Source organism: Phycisphaerae bacterium, from assembly GCA_017999985.1.
Lineage (GTDB): Bacteria > Planctomycetota > Phycisphaerae > UBA1845 > Fen-1342 > JAGNKU01.
This window is the reverse complement of sequence record JAGNKU010000006.1, coordinates 74,544-101,496: the sequence shown is the minus strand read 5'-3', so window position 1 is coordinate 101,496 and position 26,953 is coordinate 74,544. Positions and strand designations below refer to the sequence as shown.

General features: G+C 64.7%; 5 protein-coding genes. 4 read left to right on the top strand and 1 reads right to left on the bottom strand.

All coding sequences use genetic code 11. The features are described 5' to 3' along the window. Window positions 1-578 precede the first annotated feature (578 nt). The 4 genes from KA383_09610 (at window position 579) to KA383_09595 (ending at window position 24,839) form a co-directional block, all read left to right on the top strand. Window positions 579-10,277, top strand: coding sequence for a lamin tail domain-containing protein (locus tag KA383_09610; protein ID MBP7746381.1), 9,699 nt, complete (start codon window positions 579-581; stop codon window positions 10,275-10,277). A gap of 203 nt (window positions 10,278-10,480) precedes the next feature. After that, entirely contained in the window at window positions 10,481-19,018 is an 8,538-nt protein-coding gene (locus tag KA383_09605) for a DNRLRE domain-containing protein (GenBank protein ID MBP7746380.1), read from the top strand. A gap of 116 nt (window positions 19,019-19,134) precedes the next feature. Next, complete coding sequence (locus KA383_09600; GenBank protein MBP7746379.1) at window positions 19,135-23,313, top strand: hypothetical protein; 4,179 nt, start codon at window positions 19,135-19,137, stop codon at window positions 23,311-23,313. A 338-nt stretch (window positions 23,314-23,651) separates the two neighbouring features. Beyond that, a complete protein-coding gene (locus KA383_09595; protein ID MBP7746378.1) occupies window positions 23,652-24,839 on the top strand; it encodes a hypothetical protein in 1,188 nt (395 codons plus the stop codon). 228 nt (window positions 24,840-25,067) lie between these two features. On the opposite strand, the gene KA383_09590 is transcribed toward KA383_09595, so the two are convergent. Further along, window positions 25,068-26,897, bottom strand: coding sequence for a S8 family serine peptidase (locus KA383_09590; GenBank protein MBP7746377.1), 1,830 nt, complete (start codon window positions 26,895-26,897; stop codon window positions 25,068-25,070). Window positions 26,898-26,953: the final 56 nt, after the last annotated feature.

Genomic DNA, 26,953 nt, shown 5'->3' with positions numbered 1-26,953 from the left:
GGCGACGTGCGCCCTGGTTTGCGGTTTCTATCTCCCGATCTGAAAACGCGTCGACTGCCGTTGGTCTGCCCGCAGAACGCCGTACCTCACGTGTCACTTTACTGGCCCAGGCGCCTCAGGGACCCTACTATACATGTTAGCGTGCGCGCTGCCGGCGGACTGGTAACAGGAAGACGCGAGTGCCCGGACGTGTGCAAAACCGGGTGTCCGTCCGCGAGGGCGCGACGTGCCCGTGGCGGGCGCCGTGGCGTGCGCGCGAACTGTCCGTCTGTCGAACTGCATCACTCTGCGCGCGGGGAGGTCACGCAGTATCGCGAGTTCCGAGTCCGGAGGGCCAGAGCGCGCCCGGCGGATTTTCCTTGACAATGCAGCGTGAGCGAGAGTATGGTTCACTAGTAAGTGCCTTATGGGTCCTCTGCGCCGAAAGGAAGGGTGCAGGCGAGGAGGATGGGAGCCGGCATGTCTTTGGGAAGGGACCTCATGTCGGGGGAGCCGCACACGTGTGCACTTCCGCGTTTGACCGTTAGCAGCTGCATGTGGGGTTGATTGTCTATCAACCTCTTCAAGGGAGTAAAGCGATGAGCACGCGGCCCTTTTACTGGGCGACTGCCGTGGCGATGTTGGGCATGGCCGTGGTCAGTCCGGCGCAGCAGATCGTGATCAACGAGATCCATTATCATCCATCTGGCGCGGGGGTCACTCCACCCGACGACCCTGAGTGGCTGCAATACATAGAATTGCACAACACGGGATCAGCACCGGTTGACCTGGCCGGGTGGTCGTTCGGTGCGGGAGTTGAGTTCGTGTTCCCCGCCGGGGCGAGCATCCCGGCGAATGGCTTCATCCTCGTCGCGGATAATCCGACCTTCCTGCGAGCGATGATTCCGGGCATTCCCATTGAAGTCCAGGTGTACCAAGTGGTTGCGGGCAGCGATCTCAGCAACTCGGGTGACCATCTGGTTCTTCTGGACGCCGCATCCGCCGTGGTTGACGACGTGACCTTTGACGACGTTGCGCCGTGGCCCGCGGCGGCCGATGGTTCCGGCCCGTCGCTCGAGCTCATCAACCCGACCTACGACAACGCGTATCCGGCGGCCTGGAAAGCGTCCGTCGGGCTCAACGGGACCCCCGGCCAAATCAACAGCAGATTCACCGAGGGGCCCGCCATCCTCTGGGAAGACCCGCCCCGCAGTTCGGTGGTGCCGGATCTGACGCAGGTCGAGGTCATGTTCGCGGAGAGCGTGACCGGCGTCGTCGCGGCCGACCTCACGGTCGCTGGCTCGCCGGCGACCGTTGTCACGGGCAGCGGCGCCGGACCCTACGTCTTCACGGGCTTCGCGGCGCCGACGCAAGTGTCGGTCAGCGTGACGCTCGGCCCCGGGGCGATCCAAGACCTGGATTCGCACGCCTACGCCGGCGACGCGTGGCTGTATTCGCTCGCGGTGCCAAAGGTCGTCATCAACGAGATCCACTACAACCCGCCAGAAGACCCGGACGTATTGGAGTTCATCGAGATCGTGAATGCCGACTCCGTCGCGGTGGACATCTCCGGATGGCATCTGACGGAATTTGCCAGCCCCGGCGTTACGTTCCCGGCCGGCACGATCCTCCAGCCTGGCGCCTACGCGGTCGCAGCCAAGGACCCCGATGCTCTCTGGGCGCAGCTCGGATGCGCCGCCTACGGGTGGGGGACCAACGACAGCCTCAGCAACGGTGGAGAGCCGGTCGCACTGCGGGACGCGAACGGAGTTCTTGTGGACCGCGTGTATTACAACGACGACAGTGGTTGGCCGACGTCGCCGGACGGAAGTGGCCCCTCGCTCGAGCGGATCAACCCGACGTTGGGGGAGCCGTGCACCGAGGCCACGCAGGCTGCCTGTTCCTGGCAGGCGTCGGCGTGGAGGGCCTCGTTGGTCCTGAATGGGACATGCGGCGCGACCAACAGCGTGTACTCCACTGCGCCGCTGGTTACTGCGACGGATCCCGTCCGCGGCTCGGTGGTCGAAGTCCTGAGCCAAGTGTCGGTGACGTTTTCGGTGCCAGTGACCGGAGTGACTGCCGATGATCTGATGGTGGACGGTGACGCCGCCACGGGCGTTTCCGGGAGCGGAGCGGGCCCGTATGTGTTCACGGTAACCCCGCCGATCCCCGGAACGCTTGAAGTCGTTCTGCGCGGTGATGGTGGGATCCAAGATCTGAATTCCGTGCCCTTCGCCGGCGACAGCTGGCTCTACTTCAGCGGCCTTCCCAAGATCGTCATCAACGAGATTCACTACCACCCGGCGACCTCCTCGGTCTTGCTGGGAGAGAACCCGGAAGATCTCCAGTTTCTCGAGCTTTACAACTACGGCACCGTGACTGTGGATCTTTCCGGCTTCGCGCTATCGGCGGGCGTCGAGTTGACGTTCCCCGCAGGAACGACAATGGCCCCCGGCGCGTACCTGGTCGTCGCCGAGGACATGGCTTTCCTCCAGTCGAAGGTGACGATCCCCGGTGGCGTGACGGTCTTGGAGTGGGCGGACGGCAATCTGGCCAACAGCGGGGAAACGGTCGAGCTTACGGATTCCTACGGTCACATCCTCGACTCGGTCCCATTTGACGACGGAGGCGAGTGGGCGCCCACCGCCGACGGAGACGGTCCGTCCCTCGAGCTCGTGAATCCGCTCATGCCGAACGAGTACGGCGGCGCCTGGAGGGCGTCGCTCGTGAATCTGGGGACCCCCGGAGCGGTCAACGGCCGCTATGCCGCGGTACCGCCCCCCGTCATTAGCGCGGTCCGCCACGATCCAGCGATCCCTGGTGCAAACGCGCCGGTCACAATCACCGCGTTCGTCATCGACGAGAGCGTGACCCCGACCGTGACGCTGCAGTACCGGCAGGATCAGGAACCCACGATCGCCTACACTGCGATCCAGATGCTGGACGACGGCCTGAACGGCGATGGTGCGGCCGGCGATGACGTGTACGGCGTCGTACTCGCAGGTCTTGCGGAGGGCCAGCGACTCGACTTCGCTGTCCAGGCGAGCGACGGTGTTGCAACGGCAGTCGCCCCGAGCGGTCACGACGGGGTCTTCCCCGGGGCCGGTGGCCATCCGCCGCGGGTCTTCCTCTGCAAATTCTCGAGCGCCGCACTCCCGAGCGACTTTCCCTCCTATCACCTGATCACGACGCAGTACACGCGGAACCTGCAGGAGACGCGCAACAAGAACGAGTATGACGCCACGTTCATTCGATGCCCGGCGGGCGGCGCGGTGTCGCAGTGCGAAGTCTTTTACAACGTCATTGAGCGCTACCGCGGCCAGTCCAGCCTCTATCAGAACCCGCCGTCGTATCGGATTGACCTCCACCGCCCCCTGGCATCGGAGCTGGGTTTTGAGGTTACTTCAGTTCTCATGATGGCGCAGCAGGCGGCGCGCCAGTCGCTCGGATACGACATGTTCGAGGATGCAGGCCTGCCTACTCCGAAGCATCACCTCGTGCGGTTCAACACGAACCCGTTGGCGAGCGGAGGAACTCAGAACTGGGTCTACATCAACGCCGAGCGTGTCGACGAGGACTTCTTCACCTCGCAGGACGGGGCCATCCAGCCCCTGCGCTTCCCGGACCGCTGCGAGAGCGCCGGGAACATCTGCGACAGCGACAGTGATTGCCCGCCCGGGGATGTGTGCATCAGCACAGATGACGGCAACTGCTATCGCGGCCGCCACAACGACGCAAGCCTGTACTGGGAAGGCTTTAATCCCAACAGTTACCGCACCGATGCCAATGATCAGAACGGGTACCAGAAGGTCACCCGGGAGGACGAAGACGAGTGGGACGACCTGATCGCACTCTGTGACGCGCTGACCTGCAGCACGAGCGACGGCGGAGTCCTGTGCCTCGAAAACAACTACCAGGGCTGGTTCGAGGAAAACCTCGTTTCGTACGTCGACGCCGAGCAGTGGGCCCGCTGGGTTGCGATCCACATGCTCCTGGACAACACCGAGGGCGGCATTTACCGCGACACCGGCGATGACTATTTCCTCTATTTCTGGCCGGGTCCGGGATACGGCCACGCGACGTTCGTGCCCTGGGACATGGACGCCATCATGCCCTCGTTCCACGAGACGATCTGGAGGACGGGTCAGAGCAACGCGAACTTCCCCCTGCGCCGTTTCCTGCGCAGCAACGAATACGCTGGGCTCTTCGTGGGCGCGATTTGCGAGTACATGGACACGATCTTCAGCCAGGCGGCGATGAACGCCCGGATTGACGCGCTCCCTGACGTGCTGTTCCCGACGGGAACTCCCCAGGGGAGCGGGCCGCAGACGAAACAGGGGCTGAAAGACTGGGTCGCGGCGCAGCGCACGGCGATTAACAACGAGATCCGCCGGCAAACGACGCTGCAGGGGGTTCCGGCGAGCCCTTACGAGAGCGAGGATCCGGTAATTCTCCTCAGCGGGCAGCTGAACCAATGCTGGGCGCGGGAAGTGCGGGTCAATGGCGTTTCGGCGAATTACACGATCGCGAATCCCGACGGGGTGGGAGCATCCTGGACGTACAACTTCACGCTCAATCCCGGTCCCAACTCCATCATCGTCCAGACGCTCGACCACAGCGGTGCGGAGATCGACCGCGCCGAGGGCTACGTGACGTACGTTCCGCCGGCAACCGGCGATGAGCAGGCCTTGAAACTCACGATGCCCACCCGCATGGTCAGCGACAAGACCTTCACCTTGAAGGCGGAAGTCGTCGACGGTATCGGCCGGATCGACTGGCGGACGTGGACGGAGGTGGGGATCGTGTCCGCGCGGCGCGTGTCCGACCAGGTCGCGGTGCCGCTGACGGTGACGGTCTTCGAAACCTACCCGGCGGGGACCGGGTCCGGCGGGCCGCCCACGAGCGACTCGATCCGGTTCTACAACGGCGTCGGCACGGTGTCGTTCACCTTCAATGATCCGGCCAGTGTCGCGGACCAGGACGTCGAGATCACGGTCACCGTGGGAGAGCTTTCCGAATCGCGCGTGGTCCACGCGCTCGCGAACGTCCCTGGAATCTACCGCAACCTGTCCGGGACGCTGTCTGGTGCCGGTCTGACGTGGGGGCCCGGCGACGGCGTCATCCACCTGACCGGCAATGTGACGGTACCCAGCGGAAGCACGCTGACGATCCAGCCGGGCACGCTGGTCATGGCGGAGCCGGGGCCGACCGGCGACGGGACCAGGGTGATCGTCAACGGCGTGGTCAACGCGCCCGGAACCGAAGCTGAGCCCATTTTGTTCTTCCCGGCGGCCGGGCCGGCCGCCATGACGCTTCCCGACCACAACGTAGCGAACCCGTCCTCTTGGCGCGGATTCACCCACACGGGAAGCGGGACCTCGACGTTCTCCCACGTGTTCGTCACCGGCGCCGGTAACGCCCCTGTCGAAAGCCACCCGCGCCCGCTTGTCTTTGGTGTGGAGAGCTCAGCCTCACTCAGTCTGATTGATTGCGTTGTCGCCGATTGCGGCGGCAAGATCGTCCACATGACGGGCAGCGGGACGATCACGCTCCGGCGCACCGTGTGGTCCCGCGTCGGATACGGCGGTGAGTTCCTCGGAGGAAGCCACACGCTTCTCGCGGAAGATTGCTGGTTCACCCGGATTGGCCGGGCTCCGGAAGCGAACGACGCCGACGGCGACGTGTTCCACCTCGACAACGCGTCGAGTCACCAGACGATCCGCCGGTGTATCCTGGCGGACTGCGGCGATGACATGATGGACCACAGCGGGGCGAACCCGGTGGTGGAGGACTCGATTATCTGGGATGCGGACGACAAGTGCGTCAGCCTGTCCAGTGGCGGCAGCATCAGCTTTGACAACGTCCTGGTGTTCAGCATGCCGATCGGCATCAATGGCGCCGGAGGGATCGTCACGCAATCTACCCTGGCCTGTGGGGCTCCGATCAACGGGGCACCGATCAGCGTCGAGCGCTCCATCATCTGGCCGAACGGCATCAATACCGGCGCCTGCAACGGCAATATCAATTACACCGATGCGGGGAGCACGGCCCACATCGCATGTGGCACGGGGAACATCAACGTCAACCCACAGTTTGAGAGCACGGCGTCCCTGGCCTGGGATTACGATCCGGCGGTGGGCTCACCGGCGCTGACGGCCGGTCCGACCGGCGGGCGAATCGGCTGGCTGGGGTTCCCGGACGGTTCGATTTGCACCGTGGCCGACGATTGCGAAGACGGGAACGCGTGCACCGTCGACACCTGCGTGAACGGGGCCTGCGTGTTCGAGGCGATCCCCGGGTGTGAAGCGTGCGAGACGGCGGCCGAGTGCGATGACGGGAATCCATGCAATGTGGATGCCTGTACCGCCGGCGCGTGCACGCACGTGGCAGGAAACAACGGCGCCGTCTGCAACGACGGCTGGGACTGCACAATCAACGATACCTGCGTCGCCGGAGCATGCGTGGGTACTGAGAGCTGTCCTCCGGGACAGAGCTGCAGCCCGACGACCGGCGAGTGCGTCGCTGGTCCGCAGACGCTGACGTTCCAACAGGGCGTCAACGGCTACTCCGGCACCGCCGATACGTACATCGACGCTGCGTTGGGCAGCCAGGCGACTACGACGCCGATCGTGATCGACGGAGATCCGGTAGAGCACGTGCTCATCCGGTTCGACGGGATCTTTGGATCCGGTGCGAACCAGATCCCGGTGGGATCAACGATAACCTCGGCCACGCTGACGCTGCGCGTTGGCAGCGGCGCGAACGACCAGAGCGCCAACGCGGTTAACTACCACCGGCTGCTTCACTCCTGGGTCGATACCGATGTCTGGGCCGCGTACGGCGTGGCGCCATGGAACGCCACGGGCGGAATTCAGGCCGACGGCGACGATGCCGTAGCGACGGCCGAAGCGACGGCCACGATGAGCACGGCGAGCACGGCGTACCCGGTCAGCGTGACGGGGAGCGTCCAGGCTTGGGCGCTGGATCCGTCGACCAATTACGGCTGGGCGATCCTCCCAACGGGAACCGACGGTCTGCGACTGGAGTCCTCAGAATCGACGACCGCCTCCTATCGGCCGCTATTGTCGATTACGTACACGGTGCCGGTGACTACCTGCACGAGCGATGCGGAGTGCGACGACGGCCTGTACTGCAACGGTGACGAATGGTGCGATCTCGGCGCGTCCGTCTGCGTGCCCGGGGAGCCGCCCGACTGCAGCGACCTCCTCGTATGCACGGTCGACACGTGCGACGAAGCTACCGATAGTTGCGTGCACACGCCGAACGCGGCGCTCTGCGACGACGGCGACGTGTGCAACGGGGCCGAGACGTGCAGCGAACTGTTCGGCTGTGGGGACGGAATCCCGCTGGACTGCGACGACGGCATCGCCTGCACCGCGGACACCTGCGTCTCGCTGACGGGGTGTCAGCACACGGACGCCTGCCCGGCCGGCCTGAGTTGCAATCTCACGACTGGTCTGTGCGAGGCTGGGCCCCAGACGGTGACGTATCAGCAGGACGTGAACGGTTACACCGGAACGCAAGATACCTATTTGGACGAGAGCGAGGTGAGCACCGTCGAGGGCGCGCTCGACACGTGGCGGTGGGACACCGAGAATCCGTCACCTTACCAGGAGTTCGGGCTGATCCGCTTCGACAACATCATCGGAAGCGGAGCGAACCAGATCCCACTCGGTTCGACGATCAACTCTGCAACGCTGACGCTCGTGGTGTTCAATGCTGGTGTGACCCCTGCGGGCAACGTCAACGAAGTTGCGGTGGACTGGAGCCAGGCGACGGCCACCTGGAACAACTTTGGCGACGATCCGGGCGTTCAGTCGGACGAGTACGGCGACTTCGTCGCCAACGCCCCGATCGCGTCGGGGACGGTCAATATCACGGTGACGAGCAGTCTGCAGGCTTGGTCGAACGACCCGGCTGCGAACCGCGGGTGGATCTTCATTCCGCAGTCCAACGACGGTGTGCAAGTGCGCTCGGCGGAATATGCGACCATCGCCGACCGGCCGCTGCTGACCATCGAGTACATACCTCCCTCCAGCCCCTGCGACAGCAATGATGACTGCGACGATTTCAACGCTTGCACCGACGACGCGTGCGTCGACTTCGTGTGCCAGCACACGGCGGTCAGTTGCGATGACACGTTGTTCTGCACCGAAGACACGTGCAATCCTGCCACCGGCTGCGTCCATACGCCGCGCAACTGTGCTGACGCCGTGGCTTGCACCATTGATGTGTGTGATGAAGACAACGACGTGTGTGTCAACACGCCCGACGATCTGGCCTGCGACGACGGCGTCGGGTGCACGACGGACAACTGTGACCCGATCGCCGGCTGCACGCACACAGACAACTGTACGGGCGGTCAGGTCTGCAACCACGCGACCGGTTTGTGCGAAACGCCGACCTACCCGCCCCTGCCGATCGTGTACGGTGACACGTGGAAGTACTTCAAAGGCACTGAGGAGCCGACCCCGACGGACTTGACCGCGTGGACGCAAGTCACCTTTGACGATTCGGCATGGTCCGAAGGGCCCAGCGGTCTGGGATATGACTTCTACGTCGAGACCGGCGGCACCAACGGTAACGGTGACTACGGGCCGTTCATCGGGACCGAGCTGGACGACATGTGCGAGTGTACGACACGCCCGCCGTGCGTCCCGGCGGGCCAGGGATACCTCAGTGTCTACATGCGGAAGACGTTCACCGTCATCAATCCCGCGGCGGTGACCTCGTTGACCTTCCAGATGTATGCGGACGACGGCTACGTCGCCTACTTGAACGGTACGGAGGTGGCGCGCATCCGGCTGAACGGCACGCCTCCCGCGTACAACACATCGGCGACAACCGCCGGGCCGTCCGTCGCGCCGCCTGTCGAGCAGACGCTTGATTTGACGAGTTACACGTACCTCCTGCAGGCGGGCGTCAATGTGTTGGCAGTCCAGGGCCATAACGTGAACCTGACCAGTCGTGATCTCTTGATGATTCCGCAGTTGTCGAGCACACAGGGTTGCACGACGAATGCCGACTGCGACGACGACAATGTCTGCAACGGCCTGGAGACGTGCAACACTGGCACCGGCGAGTGCGTGGCCGGAACGCCGTTGTTCTGCGACGACGGACTTTACTGCAATGGCGCCGAGACGTGCGATCCGATTTCCGGCTGCGCGGCCGGGGCCGCTCCGTGCGCGGCCGATGAGGCCTGCGACGAGGCCAACGACGTTTGCGCCGGCGCTCCCACGGTGGAGGCCGTCGGCGGTCGCTACCTGATGGTCACGCCGCCGCCCAGTTTGCCCGCCGTGGCGCTGCAGGTGAGCTCAGCCGGGATCACGTGCCTGCCACGTTACGTGGATGCGACTGGCCGGCTGGTGGACGAGCCGGTGTACCGCAGCTCCGCGGACTGGGACACGATCCTGATCGCGGACGAGGAGACCGTGCCGAGCACGCTGTACGAGGTTCGCAGCGCGGTGCTCAGTGGTGGCAGTCCGGCGTTTTCGGGGCCGGCGTCGGCGACGACCTGGCTCTGGGGTGACACGACCGGGGATGCCGCGACGACCGTCCTGGATATTCTCTGCGTGCTCGACGGGTTCCAGGACGTCTTCGGCCAGTGTTCGCTGGCGGGCGACGATCTGATGGGTGAGGTGCCGGATGCGGACATCAATCTGCTGGACATCACCGCCGTGTGCGATGCGTTCGGCGGATTGCCCTATCCGGACTCGAACCCATGTGGCGCCAGTAAGGCGGGTCGCGGGCCGGCGGTGCTGCTGATCGTTGCGCCGCGGGCGGCGACCGTGTACGCCGGCGAAAGCGTGGCGGTGGACGTATTCGCGCGCGGGTCGCCCGACCTGCGCGGCTACCAGCTCGCGTTGTCCGTCGGCCCGATGCAGACGGACATGGGCGGGCTGGAGATCGCGACACCGCGCCCCGTGCGTCGTGGGGACCGGGCTGTGCCGCCGCCAGTTCAGGGGCTCACGGTCGAGACTCTTGAAATCGATGTCGTCCGTGAGGACTACGTGTTCCAGGGGCTCGAGAGCTTCCCGGTGGTTGACGCCGTCCGGGAGCGCCTGGCCAGTGCGACGCTGGCGGGCGGCGTCGCCGTGGCGGATACGCGGTACCTGGCGACGTTCGTGTTGCGGGCCTCGGCCGGGGCACGGGGACGCTACCTGGTCGGCCTGAGGCGGGACGCCTCGATGGCGGTAGATACAGCCGGAGCGCTGTTGGAGATCGAGCAGTGGTCGAGTGGTATTACGGTCATCCGTAACGACGTGCCGGTGGAGTGACGGAGAAGAGCAAGTGGATATTCCCGGGGCGCAGCGCCCTCCGCCGCGCCCGGGTTTGTTCGGAGGGCGGCGCGTCCGAAGACTGCGCCGGGGCCTGCGGCCACCGCGGCCGCGGGTCGGAGAGAGTATGAGGCCCAGCCACGACGGCGATGCGAGATGTCGTCGGCGTGGTTCGCTGCCGGGTAAACAAAGGAGTGGCAGTGATGCGTACCATGGTTCAACTGTGCGTGCTGGCCGTTCTGGTGCTTGGCACCCCGGCGATCGCGGACACGGTGACGTTTCAGCAAGGGGATGCCAACTACACCGGGACGCAGGACACATATCTCTACCAGAGCGGGCCAGACACTATCGAAGGCGAGGCGAGCACGTGGCGGTGGGACACCGATGACCCGCCCAATTCCGGCCTTTACGAGTACGGACTCGTCCGGTTCGACAACATATTCGGCGCCGGCGCCGGCCAAATCCCCGTCGGGGCGACGATCATCGCCGCCACGCTCACGATCTATATCGAGAACGGCACTGTCGAGCCGGCCGGTAGCGTGAATGAGGTCGCGGTCGACTGGACGGAGACCGCGGCTACCTGGAACAACTTCGGCGGGGACGCTGGGGTGCAGACTGATGAGTACCGTGCGACGCCACAGTACAGCGCGCCGATTGCGACTGGCACCGTGACGGTTGATGTCACGGCGAGCCTGCAGGGCTGGTCCACCGGCGCGCGGACCAACTACGGTTGGATCTTCCGGCCGGCCGTCACGGATGGTGTGGCGGCCACGTCGAGCGAGGGCGCGACCGTCGCCAACCGGCCGAAGCTGATCGTCGAATACACGGCCCCGTGCGACGGTCCCGAGGACTGCAACGACAACGACCTCTGCACGATTGACACGTGCGAGAGTCTCATTTGCGTGCACACGCCGAAGTGTCCGTCCGGCCAGACGTGTGATCCGTTGACGGGCGAGTGTCTGTCATCGCCGGGATTCACGGCCTACAACGATTGTGTTTACAGCAGCGTAGCTCAGCAGACGGACCCGGAGGGTGTGCTGGTTCCGTACCTGGGAGCGAATGTCACGACGTACAGCATCGGGACGAACAGCCCGGGACCGAGCTCCGGTGTGCTGCTCGACCAAGCGACCGGCAACCCCACGGGTGTGACCGTCACGCTCACCCAAAGCGGTGGCGTCATCTGGAACCACACCATCGGCGGCGACTGGAGCGGCGGGTATACCACTCATGCCGGTACGGACGCACGGACGACGTTCGGCGGGATCGCGGACATCACTGGCGTGGTGTACTACGGGAGCACAGGCTGGTGGGTGGACGCGACGTTCACCGGGCTGAATCCGCAGAAGACCTATACGTTTGCGACGAGTGCCTCGCGGGCCAACAGCAGTTACACTACCCGGATCACGCGGTTCACTCTGTCGGGCGCGGATAGCGCGACCAACGCCAGCACGGCTGGCGTGCAGGAGTACAACGGCGACCCGCTGCAGGTGTACTTCAACACAGGAGACAACCACACCGACGGGTACGTGGCGCGCTGGACGCAAATCAATCCCGGGGCGGACGGGAGTTTCACCGTGCGGGCCCAGGCGCACAGCGCCAACCAGGCCTATGCCTTCTCGGTGTTCATGCTCGAGGAAGCTGGGGAACCGTGCGACGGTCCTGAGGACTGCAATGACGATAACGTCTGCACGAGCGACGACTGCGTCGGCGAGGTTTGCACCCACGATCCCGTCAGCGGTCCGTGCGATGACGGCGACTTGTGCACTACCGGGGACACGTGCGTTGCCGGTGCCTGTGTGGGGACGCCGAAGTGTCCGCCGGGCTCGACGTGTGACCCGGAAACCGGCGAGTGCCTCAGTGCCCCGCAGACGGTGACGTTCCAGCAGGGTACGGCTGGCTATGCGGGTGAGGTGGACACGTACCTGGAACAGGGCAACCCGGATACGGGCCACGCGAGCACGACGCCGCTCATGATCGACGGGTCGCCGGTGGTCCAGGCGCTGCTTCGCTTCGGCCAGTTGTTCGTGTCCGACGGCGGCCCGATCCCGGATGGTGCCACGATTATCTCCGCATCGCTTACGATCAATGTGACAAACATCAGCACCGACGGTGCGGAACTCTTTCGGATGTTGGTCCCATGGGCTGATACGGCCACGTGGAACAGCATGACGGGCGGCATCCAGGCCGACAATGTCGAGGCCGTGAGTACCTATGACGCAAAGACCACGTACAATACGCTGGGAACCTGGACGTTCGATGTCACACCGAGCCTCGCGGCCTGGTCCGCGGGCGCGACGAACTACGGGTGGGCGTGGCTGCCGCCGTCAGGCGGCACCGATTCCTGGCAGTTCGACTCCGCCGAGGGTGCCACGGTTGCCAACCGGCCGCTGCTGAGCGTGACGTTTTCGCAGCCGGGCCCGGAGGTAGTCCTGGTCGCGCCCGCCGACGGTGCGACGAACGTGTCGGCCCATCCGACGTTGAGCGTGACCGTCACGGACCCGCAGAGCGACCCGCTGGACGTGTCATTCTACGGCCGCGAGGTGGGCGGGACAGTGCCCGCGGACTTCACGATCGTCCACATCACGGACACGCAGTTCTGCTCGGAGAGCGCTCCGGATGTGTATCGCGCCCAGATGCAGTGGGTGAACAGCAACCAGGCCGCGCTGAACATTGTCCACCTGATCCACACCGGCGACATCACCAACGTGGACGTCGAGAATCAGTGGGTCAACGCGGACTCGGCCATGGATCTGCTGGAGGCCCCCCTGCCGGGACTGCCCTACGGCGTGCCTTACGGCATTCTCCCCGGCAACCACGACAGCGCCCCCGGCAGCACGCTGTTGTACAACCAGTATTTCGGGGTCAGCCGATTCAGCGGCCGGCCCTACTACGGCGGCCACTACGGCTCGACCAACAACGCCAACTACACGTTGTTCAGCGGCGGCGGAATGGATTTCATCGCGGTCCAGCTGCATATGCAACCGGACAGCGCCATGCTGGATTGGGCCGACGCCGTGCTGAAAGCAAATCCCAATCGCCGAGCGATCGTCAGCAGCCACTACATCATGGAGGTTGGCGAGAACGCCCCGATGAGCAGCACGGGGCTGGCGATCTACAACGCCCTCAAGGACAACCCGAATCTCTTCCTCATGCTCTGCGGGCACATGCACGGCGAGGGGAAGCGCTATGACGACTTCGAGGGGCGGCGTGTCTGGACGATGATCGCCGACTACCAGGAGGTCCAGAGCGGTCATAGCGGCTACATGCGGCTGCTGAAGTTCTCGCCCGCGGACAACAAGATCTACGTTCAGACCTACTCGCCCACGGCTAATGGCGGGGCGGGCGGGTATCTGACCGGAGCAACGAGCCAGTTTGACCTCGACTATGAGATGAACGGTTCTGGCCCGTTCACGCTAATCGATTCGTTCTTTGATGTGGTCAGCGACGACCAGGTTGATCTGCCTTGGCCGGGGCGCGCGAGCGGCAAGACCTACGAATGGTACGTCGAAGTCTCGGACGGCGTCTCGACAACGGTGGGCCCGACCTGGTCTTTCACCAGCAACGGCGCCTGTACGTCCGACACCGACTGCGACGACGGCCTGTTCTGCAACGGCGTAGAGGACTGCCCGGACGGCGGCGGCACGTGCATTCCCGGAACGTATCCGTGCGGGGAGCAACTGTGCAATGAAACCACTGACGCGTGTGTGGCGTGCGTGAACAATGACGACTGCAGAGATTCCGACCTCTGCACGACGGATACATGCGTGGGCGGTTCGTGCCAGCATACCGAAATCGACTGCTCGGCGCTCGACGACGACTGCAACGAGGGCGTGTGCGACCCGAGTTTCGGCGTGTGCGTGGTTGATCCGCTGGACAACGGTACGCCTTGCAGCGACGACCTGACTTGCACGATCAATGACCAGTGTGTGAGCGGCACGTGTGTCGGTACGGATGACTGCGCCGGCGACCTGGTCTGCAACCCGCAAACCAACAGCTGCACGATGCCGACGCCGACCGTGAGCTTCCAGGAAGGTGCCTCGGATTACGCCGGCACAGTGGACACGTATTTGCGGGAGCAGGCCCCCAGCACCGCCCACGGCAGTCTCGACTGGATCGAGTGGGACGCGTCCGAGAGCACGAGCAACCAGGAGACGCTCGGGCTGCTGCGGTTCGAGCAGATCTTCGGCGATGCCTATGGAAAGATTCCGGTCGGCGCCGAAATCCTGTCGGCTACTTTGGAATTATACGTTTACGACTCAGGTGACAGTGGTTCTGTCCGTCCGGCGCTGGTGGCCTGGGACGAGACGACCACTTATAACGACTTTGGCGGTGACGCCGGCGCTCAGCCCGATGAATACGGCGCTCAGGTGGCCTTGGTGGGGGGCGGCAGCGGGCTTCAGACCGTCGATGTGACCGCGAGCATCCAGGCTTGGGCGGACAACCCAGCCACCAATCGCGGTTGGCTGATCCTCCACACCGGCAGTGCCGGCACTGGCGTCCGCTCGTCCGAATATGCGACTGCCGACCAGCGCCCCAAGTTGACGGTCACGTTCCGCGCGACCTGCGGGAGCGCCGCCGACTGCGACGACAATAACGAATGCACAAACGACGCCTGCGTTTCGGAGGCGTGCGAATACACCAACGTCAGCGGCTCGTGTGATGACGGCAACATCTGCACGATCAATGACACGTGCAGCGACGGGCGCTGCACGGGCGTGCCCAAGTGTCCGTCCGGCCAGACGTGTGACCCGGTCACTGGCGAATGCGCGCTGGCCCCCACGGCCGAGCCGCTACCGATCGAACCCGGCGATACGTGGCGTTACTTCAAGGGCACTGCGGAACCGCCGACCAACTGGACCACCCTTCTGTTCGACGATTCCGGCTGGCTCCAGGGCCCGGGTGGCTTCGGCTACGGTACGGACTGCGACCCGTACGGTACCGTTCTGAACGACATGCTGAATGGTTACGTGAGCCTCTATACACGGCGGCTGTTCCATCTGGACGACCCCGAGCTGATCAGCCGGCTGATCCTGACGGTGGACTACGACGACGGCTTCGTGGCATACATCAACGGCGTCGAGGTCGTCCGGCGAAACATCGCGGGCACCCCGCCCGCCCACACGGACCTCGCCACGGTGGACCACGAGTGCTCCGGCGGAACGTCGGGCAGCCCGGCCGAGGTCATTGAACTCAGTGAAATCAACAACATCCTGATGGACAACTCGAACGTTCTGGCGATCCAGGCGCACAACCTGACCGCGGGCAGTTCGGACTTTACTCTGACCGTGTCGCTGACTGCGATCATGGCCCCCACGTGCGTGTATGACAGCGACTGCAACGACGGCATCGCCTGCACAGCCGACGCCTGCGTGAACGGCGACTGCGTGAGCATGGACGATTGCCCGGCGGGCCAGACCTGCAACCACACGACCGGCATCTGCGAGACGCCGACGGTTGACCCGCTGCCAATCGAGTACGGTGATTCGTGGAAGTACTTCAAGGGCACGATCGAGCCGCCGGCAGGCTGGAACACCGCGGGCTTCGACGATTCGGCATGGCTCGAGGGGCCCAGCGGTCTGGGGTATGACTACTACGTTGAGACCGGTGGCACCAACGGCAACGGCGACTACGGTCCGTTCATCGGGACGGAACTGACCGACATGCGCGGTTGCACGCCGCTCAATCCCCCGCTCTGCAACAGTCCTGGCTACGTCAGCGTCTACATGCGTAAGGCGTTCACGGTCACTAATCCCGCGGCGGTGACCTCATTGACCTTCAGGATGTATGCCGACGACGGCTACGTGGCCTATCTCAACGGTACGGAGGTGGCGCGCATCCGGGTGACCGGCACGCCTCCCGCGTACAGCGCTCTGGCCACGGGCGGGCCATCCGTTGCGCCGCCTGTCGAGCAGACGCTTGATTTGACGAGTTTAAAGGGACTCTTGGTGTCGGGAATGAACGTGCTGGCAGTCCAGGGCCACAACGCGACGCTGGATAGCCGTGATTTCCTGATGATCCCGCAGTTGTCGAGCACGGGAGGGTGCACGTCGGACGCGGAGTGCGATGATGGCAATCCGTGCACGGATGATACCTGCAACGTGGGTACGGGCGTGTGCTCGAACACCAATGACAACACCAACTCCTGCACCGACAACATTGCCTGCACGACCGACGCCTGCATAGATGGCGACTGCGTGAGCACGGACAGCTGCCCCGCGGGCCAGGCCTGCAACCCCACGACCGGCGAGTGCGAGTCCGGTCCGCAGACGCTGACGTTCCAACAGGGTGTCAACGGCTACTCCGGCACCGCCGATACCTACATCGACGCTGCGTTGGTTAGCCAGGCGACTACGACGCCGATCGTCTGCGACGGCAGCCCAGCGGAGCACATCCTCATCCGCTTCGACGGGATTCTTGGGTCGGGAGCGAACCAGATCCCGGTCGGGTCGACCATCGTTTCGGCAACGCTGACCCTCCGGGTGGGTCCGGCCACCGACGACCCGAGCAATAGCGCGGTCAATTTCCACCGGCTGCTTCACCCCTGGGTCGATACCGATGTTTGGGCCGCGTACGGCGTGGCGCCATGGAACGCGACGGGCGGAATTCAGGCCGACGGCGTCGACGCCTTGGCGGCCATCGAAGCGACGGCCACGATGAGCACGGCGAGCACGGCGTACCCGGTCAGCGTGACGGCGAGCGTCCAAGCCTGGGTGCTGGATCCGTCGAGCAACTATGGGTGGGCGATTCTCCCGACGGGAAACGACGGTCTACGGTTGGAGTCCTCGGAATCGACGACCGCCTCCTACCGGCCGCTACTGTCGGTGACCTATATGCCGCCAGGGCCGCAGTGCGAACTGACGAGCCAGCTCGCCAGCGCGACGGCGGCGCCGGGCGGCGCCGTCGACCTGGATGTCTTCGTCCACGGCGCGGCCACCGTGCGCGGCTATCAGACGAAGATCGCGATCACCCGCACCTCCGGCAGCGGCAGTCTGACGGTGAACTGCCCGGGCGGCGTGATGGTCGATGAGTCCCGTGCCGATTACATTTTCCAGGCGTTTCCGCCCGAGAATTCGTATCCCGCGGTCAACTGCACACAGCTTTTGGCGTCTTCCGCGCTGCTGAGCGGCGGCGCGGTGGTCGACGACACGCCGGCCTACCTGTCGACTTACACGCTGACCGTGTCGCCCGATGCAAGCCAGGGTGCTACTTTTGACGTCGCCCTGGTGGCGTCGCCGGGCTCCTATCTGTACGACAATACCCCCGGTACGCCGCAACCGATTCCATTCACGCTGGGGCCAGTGCAGGTCCTGACGGTCGGCGGAGTGGCCAATGACAATTGCGCGCAGGCGACGCCGGTTGTGGAGGGCTCGTACGCGTTCGACACGACGTATGCCACCTTCGACGGCCCTGGTCACTGTATGGTCTCGCCCAGCCAGAACGTCTGGTTCTGCTATACGGCGACCGTCACCGGGCAGGTTACGATCAGCCTGGCGGCGACCTGGAGCACGATGCTCGCGGTCTACCACGACTGCACGTGCTACCCGACACAGCCCATGATGATGGGGTGTAACCCGACGACGTGCACGATTACCGTGCAGCAGGGGCATGGCTACCTGATCGAGGTCGGCGGGACCGGCACGGCTGCCGGCCCAGGCACGTTGAACATCGTCGCGGTCAGCGGCTGCAACATCGGTGGCGTCCCGTACAACGACGGTGACCTGAATCCGGCCAACAGCTGCGAGGAATGTGATCCGCTCCAGAACCCGAGTGAATGGTCGCCGGTCGACGATGGCACACCTTGCAGCGACGGCCTGTACTGCACGGAAACCGACCTGTGTCAGGCCGGCGTGTGCGTGCCGGGCAACGACCCCTGCGGCGACGTTTGCGAGCGGTGCAGCGAAGTGCTCGACGCTTGCGAGCACTGCATGTTTGATCTGGAACCGGATGCGAATGGCCGCATTGGCGGTGGCGACTTCGGGATCTTCGCCGGGGACTTTGGCGGGTGTTATGCGCCGGGCGACCCGCGCCTGCGGTCCAATTTCGACGGCAGCACCAACGGCTGCGTCGGAGGCGGCGACTTCGGTCTGTTCAGCGGGTGTTTCGCCCTGACTTGTGGCGCCTGTGCGACCTGCTATGGCGGCGCCCGTGACGGGGACGATCCCGGGATCCTGGCGACTGTGCAACTGGTGGCGCGGGCCATGCCGACGGCGGATGACGTGCTCGCGACCTTGCCCCCGTCGATGGGCGGGTTTACGGCCGGCGAGACATTCTACGTCGAACTCTGGACGCAGGTGACAGGTGCGACGGAGGGCTTGGCGGCGGTGTATGTCGATGTCGCATACGACGCGCGCCGGGTGGTCGTTGAAGCAGTGAATCCGAGCACCGCGTTCCCGCTGTTCCAAAACGGCGTTGTGGATGCAGCGGCGGGGGTGGTAGCGGCCGTGGGCGGCTGCGCCACGCTGGGCGAGGGCACGCTCGGCACGGGCGGTACCTGGGCGCGGGTCGCGACATTGGCGGTGTACTGCCCCGCGCCGGCGGTAGCGGACGTGCCGGCCCGCCAGGGGCGCGTGGACGAGCGCCGTCCGCTCGTGTTGCAGGCCCAGCTTGCCGAGCCACCGTACGGTGTTGCACTCTTCAACCGCGGCGGCGACCTCGGTGAGTCACAACTCGAACTGGGAACGTTGCGGTTGATTGTGGGGCATGCATTGCCCGAAGTAATGACAGAGTCTGTGCGGCCATAGATGAGCTGAGTCATGATCCGGCCGGGCGCGTTCATCGCGCCCGGGGCCAGAGTATAGTTGTGTGCCCGATGCGGCATCGCCGCGGCAAAGGAGAGAGTACTATGAGCGCTTTGGTTATGAGGAAGAGCAGATTGTTGGCGCTGGTGGTCGCGACCGGTGCGCTGATGGGCATGCACGACCTCGGGGCGTCACAGCAAGCCGCGCCCATGAGCACGCTGGAGTCCGCCCCCGCGCTCGCGCCCACGGTCGTACCAGGCGCTGACGCGGCGGATGATAGTGGACCGCGCGCAGACGTGCCCGTGATCCTCAACGAGTACAACGCCGTAGGCTCGACGAAATGGTTGGACTGCGATGGCGACACCAGTCATCCCGGAGACTGCACGTACTGCTCTCCGCCGAGAACGCCTCCGTGCAAGGACGATGTCTTCTTCGGTCGGGTCAAGGGCAATGGTGGTAACTGGTTTGAGCTGGTGGTCACGCAGGACCACTTGGACATGCGGGGATGGCAATTGTATTGGACCGAAGCAACCTCACCGGCAACGGCCGGTACCATCACGTTGACGAGCCATTCGCTATGGTCGAACCTGCGTGCCGGGACGATCATCACGTTTGCCGAGTCGGACACGGCGCACGGTGGCCTGAGCACCGACACCAGCTTTGACCCGTCGGTCGGCGACTGGTGGATCAACATCAATACGCTGCTCGGTGACCCGGAGGATCCGTTGAACCGCACTCCGGAGACCACGTATGCGACTACGGTCACCAATAAAGCAGGTGACGGTCCCGGGAACTTCTCCGTCGGTAATAACGACTGGAAGCTCACGATCAAGAACGCATCGGGGATCACCCAGTTCGGACCGTGTGGCGAGGGGATGCCCGACCATGCCCCGGGCGTGAGTTCTAATGAAGTGTTCAAGCTCGAAGAAGACCCGAATCCGCAGGTTGACCCGGTGACCTCGGACTACAACGACGGCACCTCGAGCACCTTCGGTCACCCCAACACCTGGAGCGGTGGGGACAACGTTCAAAACTTCGGTATGCTCCGCTCTCCCGGGACCATCGTGGCCTTGGTCGCACGCACAACCTTCAGCGGCGGCCCGGACGAGACGACCACGCTCCCGACTTCGGAGACCAACTTCGCTGCCGGCAGCACATACTATGTCGAAATGTGGGCCCAAACGCTGCACCCGACGGGACTCACGATGATCAGCGCGGATGTCACCTACGACCCGGCTCAGATGGTGGTCGTCGATGATGACATCTGGCCGTTTACGGACGGCATCTTTCACACGACCCTGTTCTCCACCTTCCCGTCCGGCACGGTGAATAACACCACCGGCCTGGTCGATGACCTGAGTGGGTCCTACCTGCCCGGCGTTGGTTGCGCGAATGACCCGACCGGCGTGGAGCCGATGTGGTCACGCGTGGCCGTCCTGAAAATGCAGGCCGTCTCGGCAGGAGCGCACGGCGTCTTCGTGTCGCCGGCCAACGACCCGGAAAGCACGTACGTCATTGCGCATTGCGGGACTGGTGAAATCGATCCGGCGCTGGTCGATTACCGCGGCCTCAACGAACCGTCTGGCGAGCTGGTGTTGTTCGTCCCGGACGCGCCGCAGCAGGTCATGCAGGGCGAGCAGATTACCGTTCAGTTACAGATTCGTAATCTGAGTTTTGCGGCCAATGGCGTCACGGCCTTGATGCACTACAACACTGACAACCTCTATCTGGTCGGGATCGTGCCGAGCGCCCCGTGGCTGGAAATCGTCGAGAACAACCAGAACGGCGACCTCTGTTACTCGGCGTTCGCACCGGGAGCTTCCGTCGGCCCCGGCGCTGGGCCGTTTGTTGTGGCGACGCTCACATTCGTGGCGCTCGACGACGGCACGCCGGTGATCACGTTCCTGCCCGACTATCCGCCGTCGTTCCCAACGTTGCAGAACCGCATAACCGAGGCCATTCACGGCGCACCCGTATCGCCAGCCACCATTCCGACGAACAACGGCGATATTGATATATCACCGTGCGATGACGATAACGCCTGTACGACCGATAGTTTCGACAGTGAGTCCCGCGAATGTGTCTTTACGCCGCTGGTCTGCAACGATGATAACATCTGTACAGATGACACGTGCGACCCGGCCATAGGCTGCGTGTACACGAACAACACGGCGCCGTGCGATGATAATAACGCGTGCACGACCGCTGACGCGTGCAGTGGTGGCACTTGTGTCGGTGGACCGCCTCTGGACTGCAACGACAACAATGTGTGCACGGATGACTCGTGCGAACCGGCTTCGGGCTGCGTGTACACGAACAACACGGGCCCGTGCAGTGACGGTAACGCGTGCACGACCGCTGACGCGTGCAGTGGTGGGACTTGTCTCGGTGGACCGCCGCTGGACTGCAACGACAACAACGTGTGCACGGACGACACGTGCGACCCGGCCTCGGGTTGCGCCTACACGAACAACACAGACCCGTGCAATGACAACAACGCATGTACCGAGAACGACATCTGCGCCGCCGGCACGTGTACCGGCACGCCGATCAGTTGCGATGACGGTAATGCCTGTACGGCCGACACGTGTGACACCGCGGCGGGTTGTCAGCACGAGAACGAACCAGACGACACGCCATGTCCGAATGTGTACTTCTGTGATGGTGTGGAGACCTGCCAGAGTGGTGTTTGCACCGATGGCGATGATCCCTGCGCCGCACCGCTGGTCTGTGACGAAGACGGCAACACCTGTGTTGGCTGTCTGAACAACTCGGACTGCGATGATGGCCTGGATTGCACGATCGATACGTGCGTCTTAAACAGCTGCGTGTATACGCCTGACAATGGGGCATGCAGTGACGGCAACGTCTGCACCGACGACACGTGCGTCGTCGGTGTCGGTTGCGTGCACACGAACAACACGGCGCCGTGCAATGATAATAACGCGTGCACGACCGCTGACGCGTGCAGCGAGGGCAGTTGTGTCGCCGGACCGCCGCTGGACTGCAACGACAACAACGTGTGCACGGATGACTCGTGCGAACCGGCTTCGGGCTGCGTGTACGCGAACAACACGGGCCCGTGCAGTGACGGTAACGCGTGCACGACCAGTGACACGTGCAGCGAGGGCAGTTGTGTCGCCGGACCGCCGCTGGACTGCAACGACAACAACGTGTGCACTGATGACACGTGCGACCCGGCTACGGGCTGCGTGTACACGAACAACATGGGCCCGTGCAGTGACGGTAACGCGTGCACGACCAGTGACGCGTGCAGCGGCGGCAGCTGCGTCGGTGGAGCACCCCTCGTGTGCGATAACGGCCAGTGGTGCGACGGGACCGAGACATGTGACCCGGCGAGCGGCTGCCAGTCAGGCACGCCGCCGAACTGCAACGACGGCCTGTTCTGCACGGATGACACGTGCGATGAGTTGAATGACGTCTGCGCCCACAGTCCGTACAATTGTGACGATGGTGACGACTGCACGACCGATACGTGCAACGAGGATTCGGACGCGTGCGAATATGTTGAGACCAGTCACGTTGACGTGACAATGGCGGTGCAGGGTCTGAGTGGCGCTGTTACGCGTGAAGTCACGTTCGTGCTCACCGATTGCGAGGGGACAACGCAGACCCGTGTGGTGCCGGTGAGCTTCTCCGGTGGCCAGGGCACTGCCCTGCTGGCCGACCTGACTCCCGGTGCGGACTGGATCCAGGTGTACGAGGGTCACACGCTGGCGCGGCGCATGCCGTTGGATTTCGGCACCGGCTGCATCGCCAGTGTTACACTCACTGGAAACGCACAGCTCACTTCCGGTGACTTCTCGAATCCCCCCTGGGTCCCGCAGGACGATCTCGTTGACATCGTCGATTTCGCGATATTGGCAATCTACTGGAATGATCCGGTCGATCCCAATCTCGGTTCACTCGCCGATGCCACTGGCGACGGCCTGCAGAACGGTGCGGACTTCACTTTGATTCAGATGAACTTCGCCGATATCAGTGATCCTCCGGACGATTGTGGTCCGGCGCCGCAACCGGGATTCGCCGAAGTAACGCAGATTGGACAGATCAGCCGACCTACGGCCCGCTTGCGCGTGAGCACCGAGGTGCTGGGTGTGGCGGACGCCTCGGCCGCGGATCGCGATGGCGACGGTTTCGTGGATGTGCGCGACATCCGGCTGTTCGCGCAGCAGAATAACCTGACGCTGTTGCCAGCGTTTGAGACGAAGTTGCGACGACTGGAGCGGCTGCTGCAGTCCACGGATAACGACAGCCATCCAGCCATTCAGGAGTAGACGATCTCGACTGTATGCGGACCAGAAACCGCTTTCGGGATCAAACGTGCGCGGTTCGGCGAGTCGGTTCGGTTCGTCGGGCCGCGCACGCCCGCGGTGCCCCGGACGCACAGTTTCCGTCCTACAAAGCACCGGCGGGTGCGTGGTCTTGGCGAAGTTTATCGGAGTGCGGCGGAAGCGCCCGGGCCCCGTGTGGCCGTCTACAATGGTATTGGCCCCGTCGTCACGGTTTTGGTAAAGTATAGGCGATCGCCCGGGCCGCGATCATCCGTGCCTGCAACAAGCCGCGTGCAGGAGCGCGGAGGTTAAGAAGCGCAGCTCACCCTGAGGAGGTCTTTATGGCATCACGTCCTTGGATAACCGTTTTGGCTGTCGCGCTCATCCTGCCCGCCGGTTGGGCCTATGCGGATGTGAACCTTGAGCTGCGCCCCACGGCGTCAACGGTGATAATTGGCGACCTTGTCGAGGTGGGTCTCTACGCAGTCTCGGATGATGGCACGAACCAGGCGGTTCGCGCCATGGACGTTATCCTGGCGTGGGATCCGGCAACGCTCGCGCTGGATCAAGCGCAACCCCTGGTCAATAACGGACCATATGCGTGGCTGATGTCCGGTTTCTACTCGGATTCGTCTGCTGACGGGCTCAATAACACTTGGGCCGACGGTAACGCGTTCTACCAGGCGGTCGGGAACTTCGTGTCGCTCGCCTATGCAACTCCCGAAGGCCTGCTCGTGACGACCTTTCGGTTTCACGCGCTGACGAACACGCCCTCAACGAACATCACGATCCTGCCGAGCTTCGGCTTGGTCACGCAAACGCGCGTCTGGGGCGAGGGCGCCGGACAAGACGTGACTGGCACGCTTGGGTCCGCGACGATCCAGATCGGTCCCACCGCGGACTGGGGGCTCGTGTCACTGGAGTTGTCGGACGCTGCGTGCTGGGTTGAGCCGGGGGAGCTGTTCGTCGTCGAACTGTGGGTCTCCGAGCTCGCGCAGGAAATCGACGGCATTCAAGCCATTATCGAGTTTGCTCCGGAAGTGCTCTCGTTCGTCGGTGCTCTGCCGGGGGACGGGGTGGGGTCACCCTGGGACGCGGCCGTCGAGGTCTATGAGGACGCCGCGGCCGGCACACTCGTTTACGCGATCGTGTTGCTGGATGGTGGCGCCACTGCCGCGGATGCCGTGGCCGCAGAACTGACGTTTCGCTTCCAGCCGAGCACCGTGCCGGCGGCCGGGGCGGTAGCGGTAGTGGCGGCGATGCCGCCGCTGGAGACGAGGCTGACGGAGGCGGCGACCGGCGCTCCTATTACCCCAGCCCTGGGGCTGGCCGTAGTCGCGGTCTCGCCGGGTGACTACAACGGCGATGGCGCTCTCACCTTCGCAGATTTCGAGGGGTTTGCCACCTGCATGGCAGGTCCGGGCAATCTGCCCTGCTGCGACGAGTGCTGCCGGTTGGACTTCAACGTCGATGATGATGTGGACTTGGCCGACTTCGCGACGTTGCAGCAGGCGCTGCCACAGCCGTGAGCCGGCGGGCGACGTGTTAACCGTGGCGGAAGTCCGGCGTTGGACGCCCATTGCGAAACCTAGACTCGTCGCTTGATTGGCCGCGAATCTCGATGGGTGTCGCGGTTAGCCCGGGGCGCGCGCTCGCCGCTGGTTCCGACTGCCAGACGCCCAGCGCAGACTTTCCGAACAGCCCATCAACCAGGCGCCCTTCGGCCGATGAAATGTGCGGGCCGATGCCCTGCGGTGCTACTTGCCCGCCGACCACTTGGTCACGGTGACACGCACCGAGGCGCTCGCGGCGTTCTCCGAAGTGTCCACGACCCGCAACGCGAGCGTGTGCTCACCCGCCGCGACGTCGGCCGCCCCCGTATCCCAGTTGTACGCCACGTCCGCCTGCGTCGCCGCGAGCGCGAGCGTGGTGATGAGCCGCCCATCGACCCGCACCTCGGCCCGGGCGAGCGCGCGGTCGTCCCGCGCCCGGGCCATGATCGTGATCAGACCCGAAACCACGCTGCCGTCCTGCGGGCTGACCAGCTCGATCGTCGGCCCGCTGCGATCCGCCGGCGCTGCAAATCGCACCGCACAGCGCGCCTCCCCCGCGTTCCCGTACACATCGGTCGCAATCACTTCGAGCTCGTGCTGTCCGGGCGCGTACTTGCCCGCGTTGATGACGAATTCATAGGGGCGCACCGCATCGGTCGCCAGCGCCTGACCGTCCAGCCACAACGCCACGTCCGCCAGGTCGCTGTCATCCGCCGCCTGCGCCACCACAACCGTCGGACCGCTGACTGTGGCGCCCGCGACCGGTTGCTGAATCGTGACCACCGGCGGCGCCGCGTCGGACTGCTCCTGCGTGGCCCGCGCCAGCGCCACGGCCGCGCGGGCATTCACCCGGCCGGCACCGAATTGCGCATCGTCGCCCTCCGCCCCCAGGTCCGTCGCCGTCGCCAGCAGAATGCCCTCCACCGTGGCCGGCCGCAGCGCCGGGTTCGCCGACCAGATTAGGGCCGCCACTCCGGACACGAGCGGCGCCGCGAACGATGTCCCGGTCCACGCGGCATACCCGCCGCCGCGCTGGGTCGTGTAGATCCCCACGCCGGGTGCGACCAGGTCCACGAGCGCGCCGTACGTCGAGAACGCCGCCCGCGCGCCGCCCGCGTCAACCGCGCCCACGAACAGCGCCGCGTCCGACGCGGACAGCGCGCTTTCCTCCCCACTGTTGCCCGTCGGAAACACTACCAGCGCACCGGCCACGCGCGCCAATTCCGCCTGCCGCAGCACCAATTCGTCAAATTCGCCCACCGGCTGGAACGACACGTTGATGACCCGCGCCCCCGCCTGGGATGCCAACGCAATCCCGGCCACGAGCGACCAGGTCGATGCGCGGCCATCCGTGCCCGTCACGCGAATCGGCATCAGCGGGCACGCCCACGCCACGGAGGCTACGCCGGCAGCGTTGTCCGCGGCCGCACCGATAATGCCCGCGACCGCTGTGCCGTGCCCCGCTTCATCCTGCCACCCGCTCGTGCCGTCATACGTGTTTCCGCCCGGCACCAGCTTCGACGCCAGATCCGGGTGCTGCGCGTCCACCCCCGTGTCGAGCACGGCAACCAGGATCTCGGCACTGCCTTGCGTCACGCTCCAGGCCGCCGGCGCTTCGATGGCCGCCAGGTGCCACTGCCGCGCGTACTCGGTGTCGCTGGGCACGACGTCGAGTGCCACGCGCCGGTTGTCGACCACGTTTTCCACGAGCGGCGAGGCGCCGAGCGTCGCCTCCGCCGCCGCACGCTGATTCGGATCCACTTGCAGCAGGTCCGCCGAGAGCAGCGCCAGCCGATCGCGCAGCGTGACCCCGGCGCCGTCGTACAGCGCGCCCAGTTCTGTATTATCCGCCCCTGGTCGCACGATCACGATCAACTCATCCGCGATCAACGCCTCGTCACCGGCCGCCACGTCGGCACCACCTGCGTCGGGCGCTGTGGCCGGTGGCGGCGGGCACCCGCCGATCAACACCAGCGCCCAGGCCCCGATCCACCGGCCCACGGCACACCGCGTTTTGCGTCCCATACCGATCACGCTCGCGATCCTTTGTCCGGTGCCAGGTGGCCGCGGCGGTCCCCAAAGACGGCGCC

Coding starts and splice junctions, on each gene's coding strand:
- KA383_09610 (MBP7746381.1), top strand. CDS start 579: ATGAGCACGCGGCCCTTTTACTGGGCGACTGCCGTGGCGATGTTGGGC.
- KA383_09605 (MBP7746380.1), top strand. CDS start 10,481: ATGCGTACCATGGTTCAACTGTGCGTGCTGGCCGTTCTGGTGCTTGGC.
- KA383_09600 (MBP7746379.1), top strand. CDS start 19,135: ATGAGGAAGAGCAGATTGTTGGCGCTGGTGGTCGCGACCGGTGCGCTG.
- KA383_09595 (MBP7746378.1), top strand. CDS start 23,652: ATGGCATCACGTCCTTGGATAACCGTTTTGGCTGTCGCGCTCATCCTG.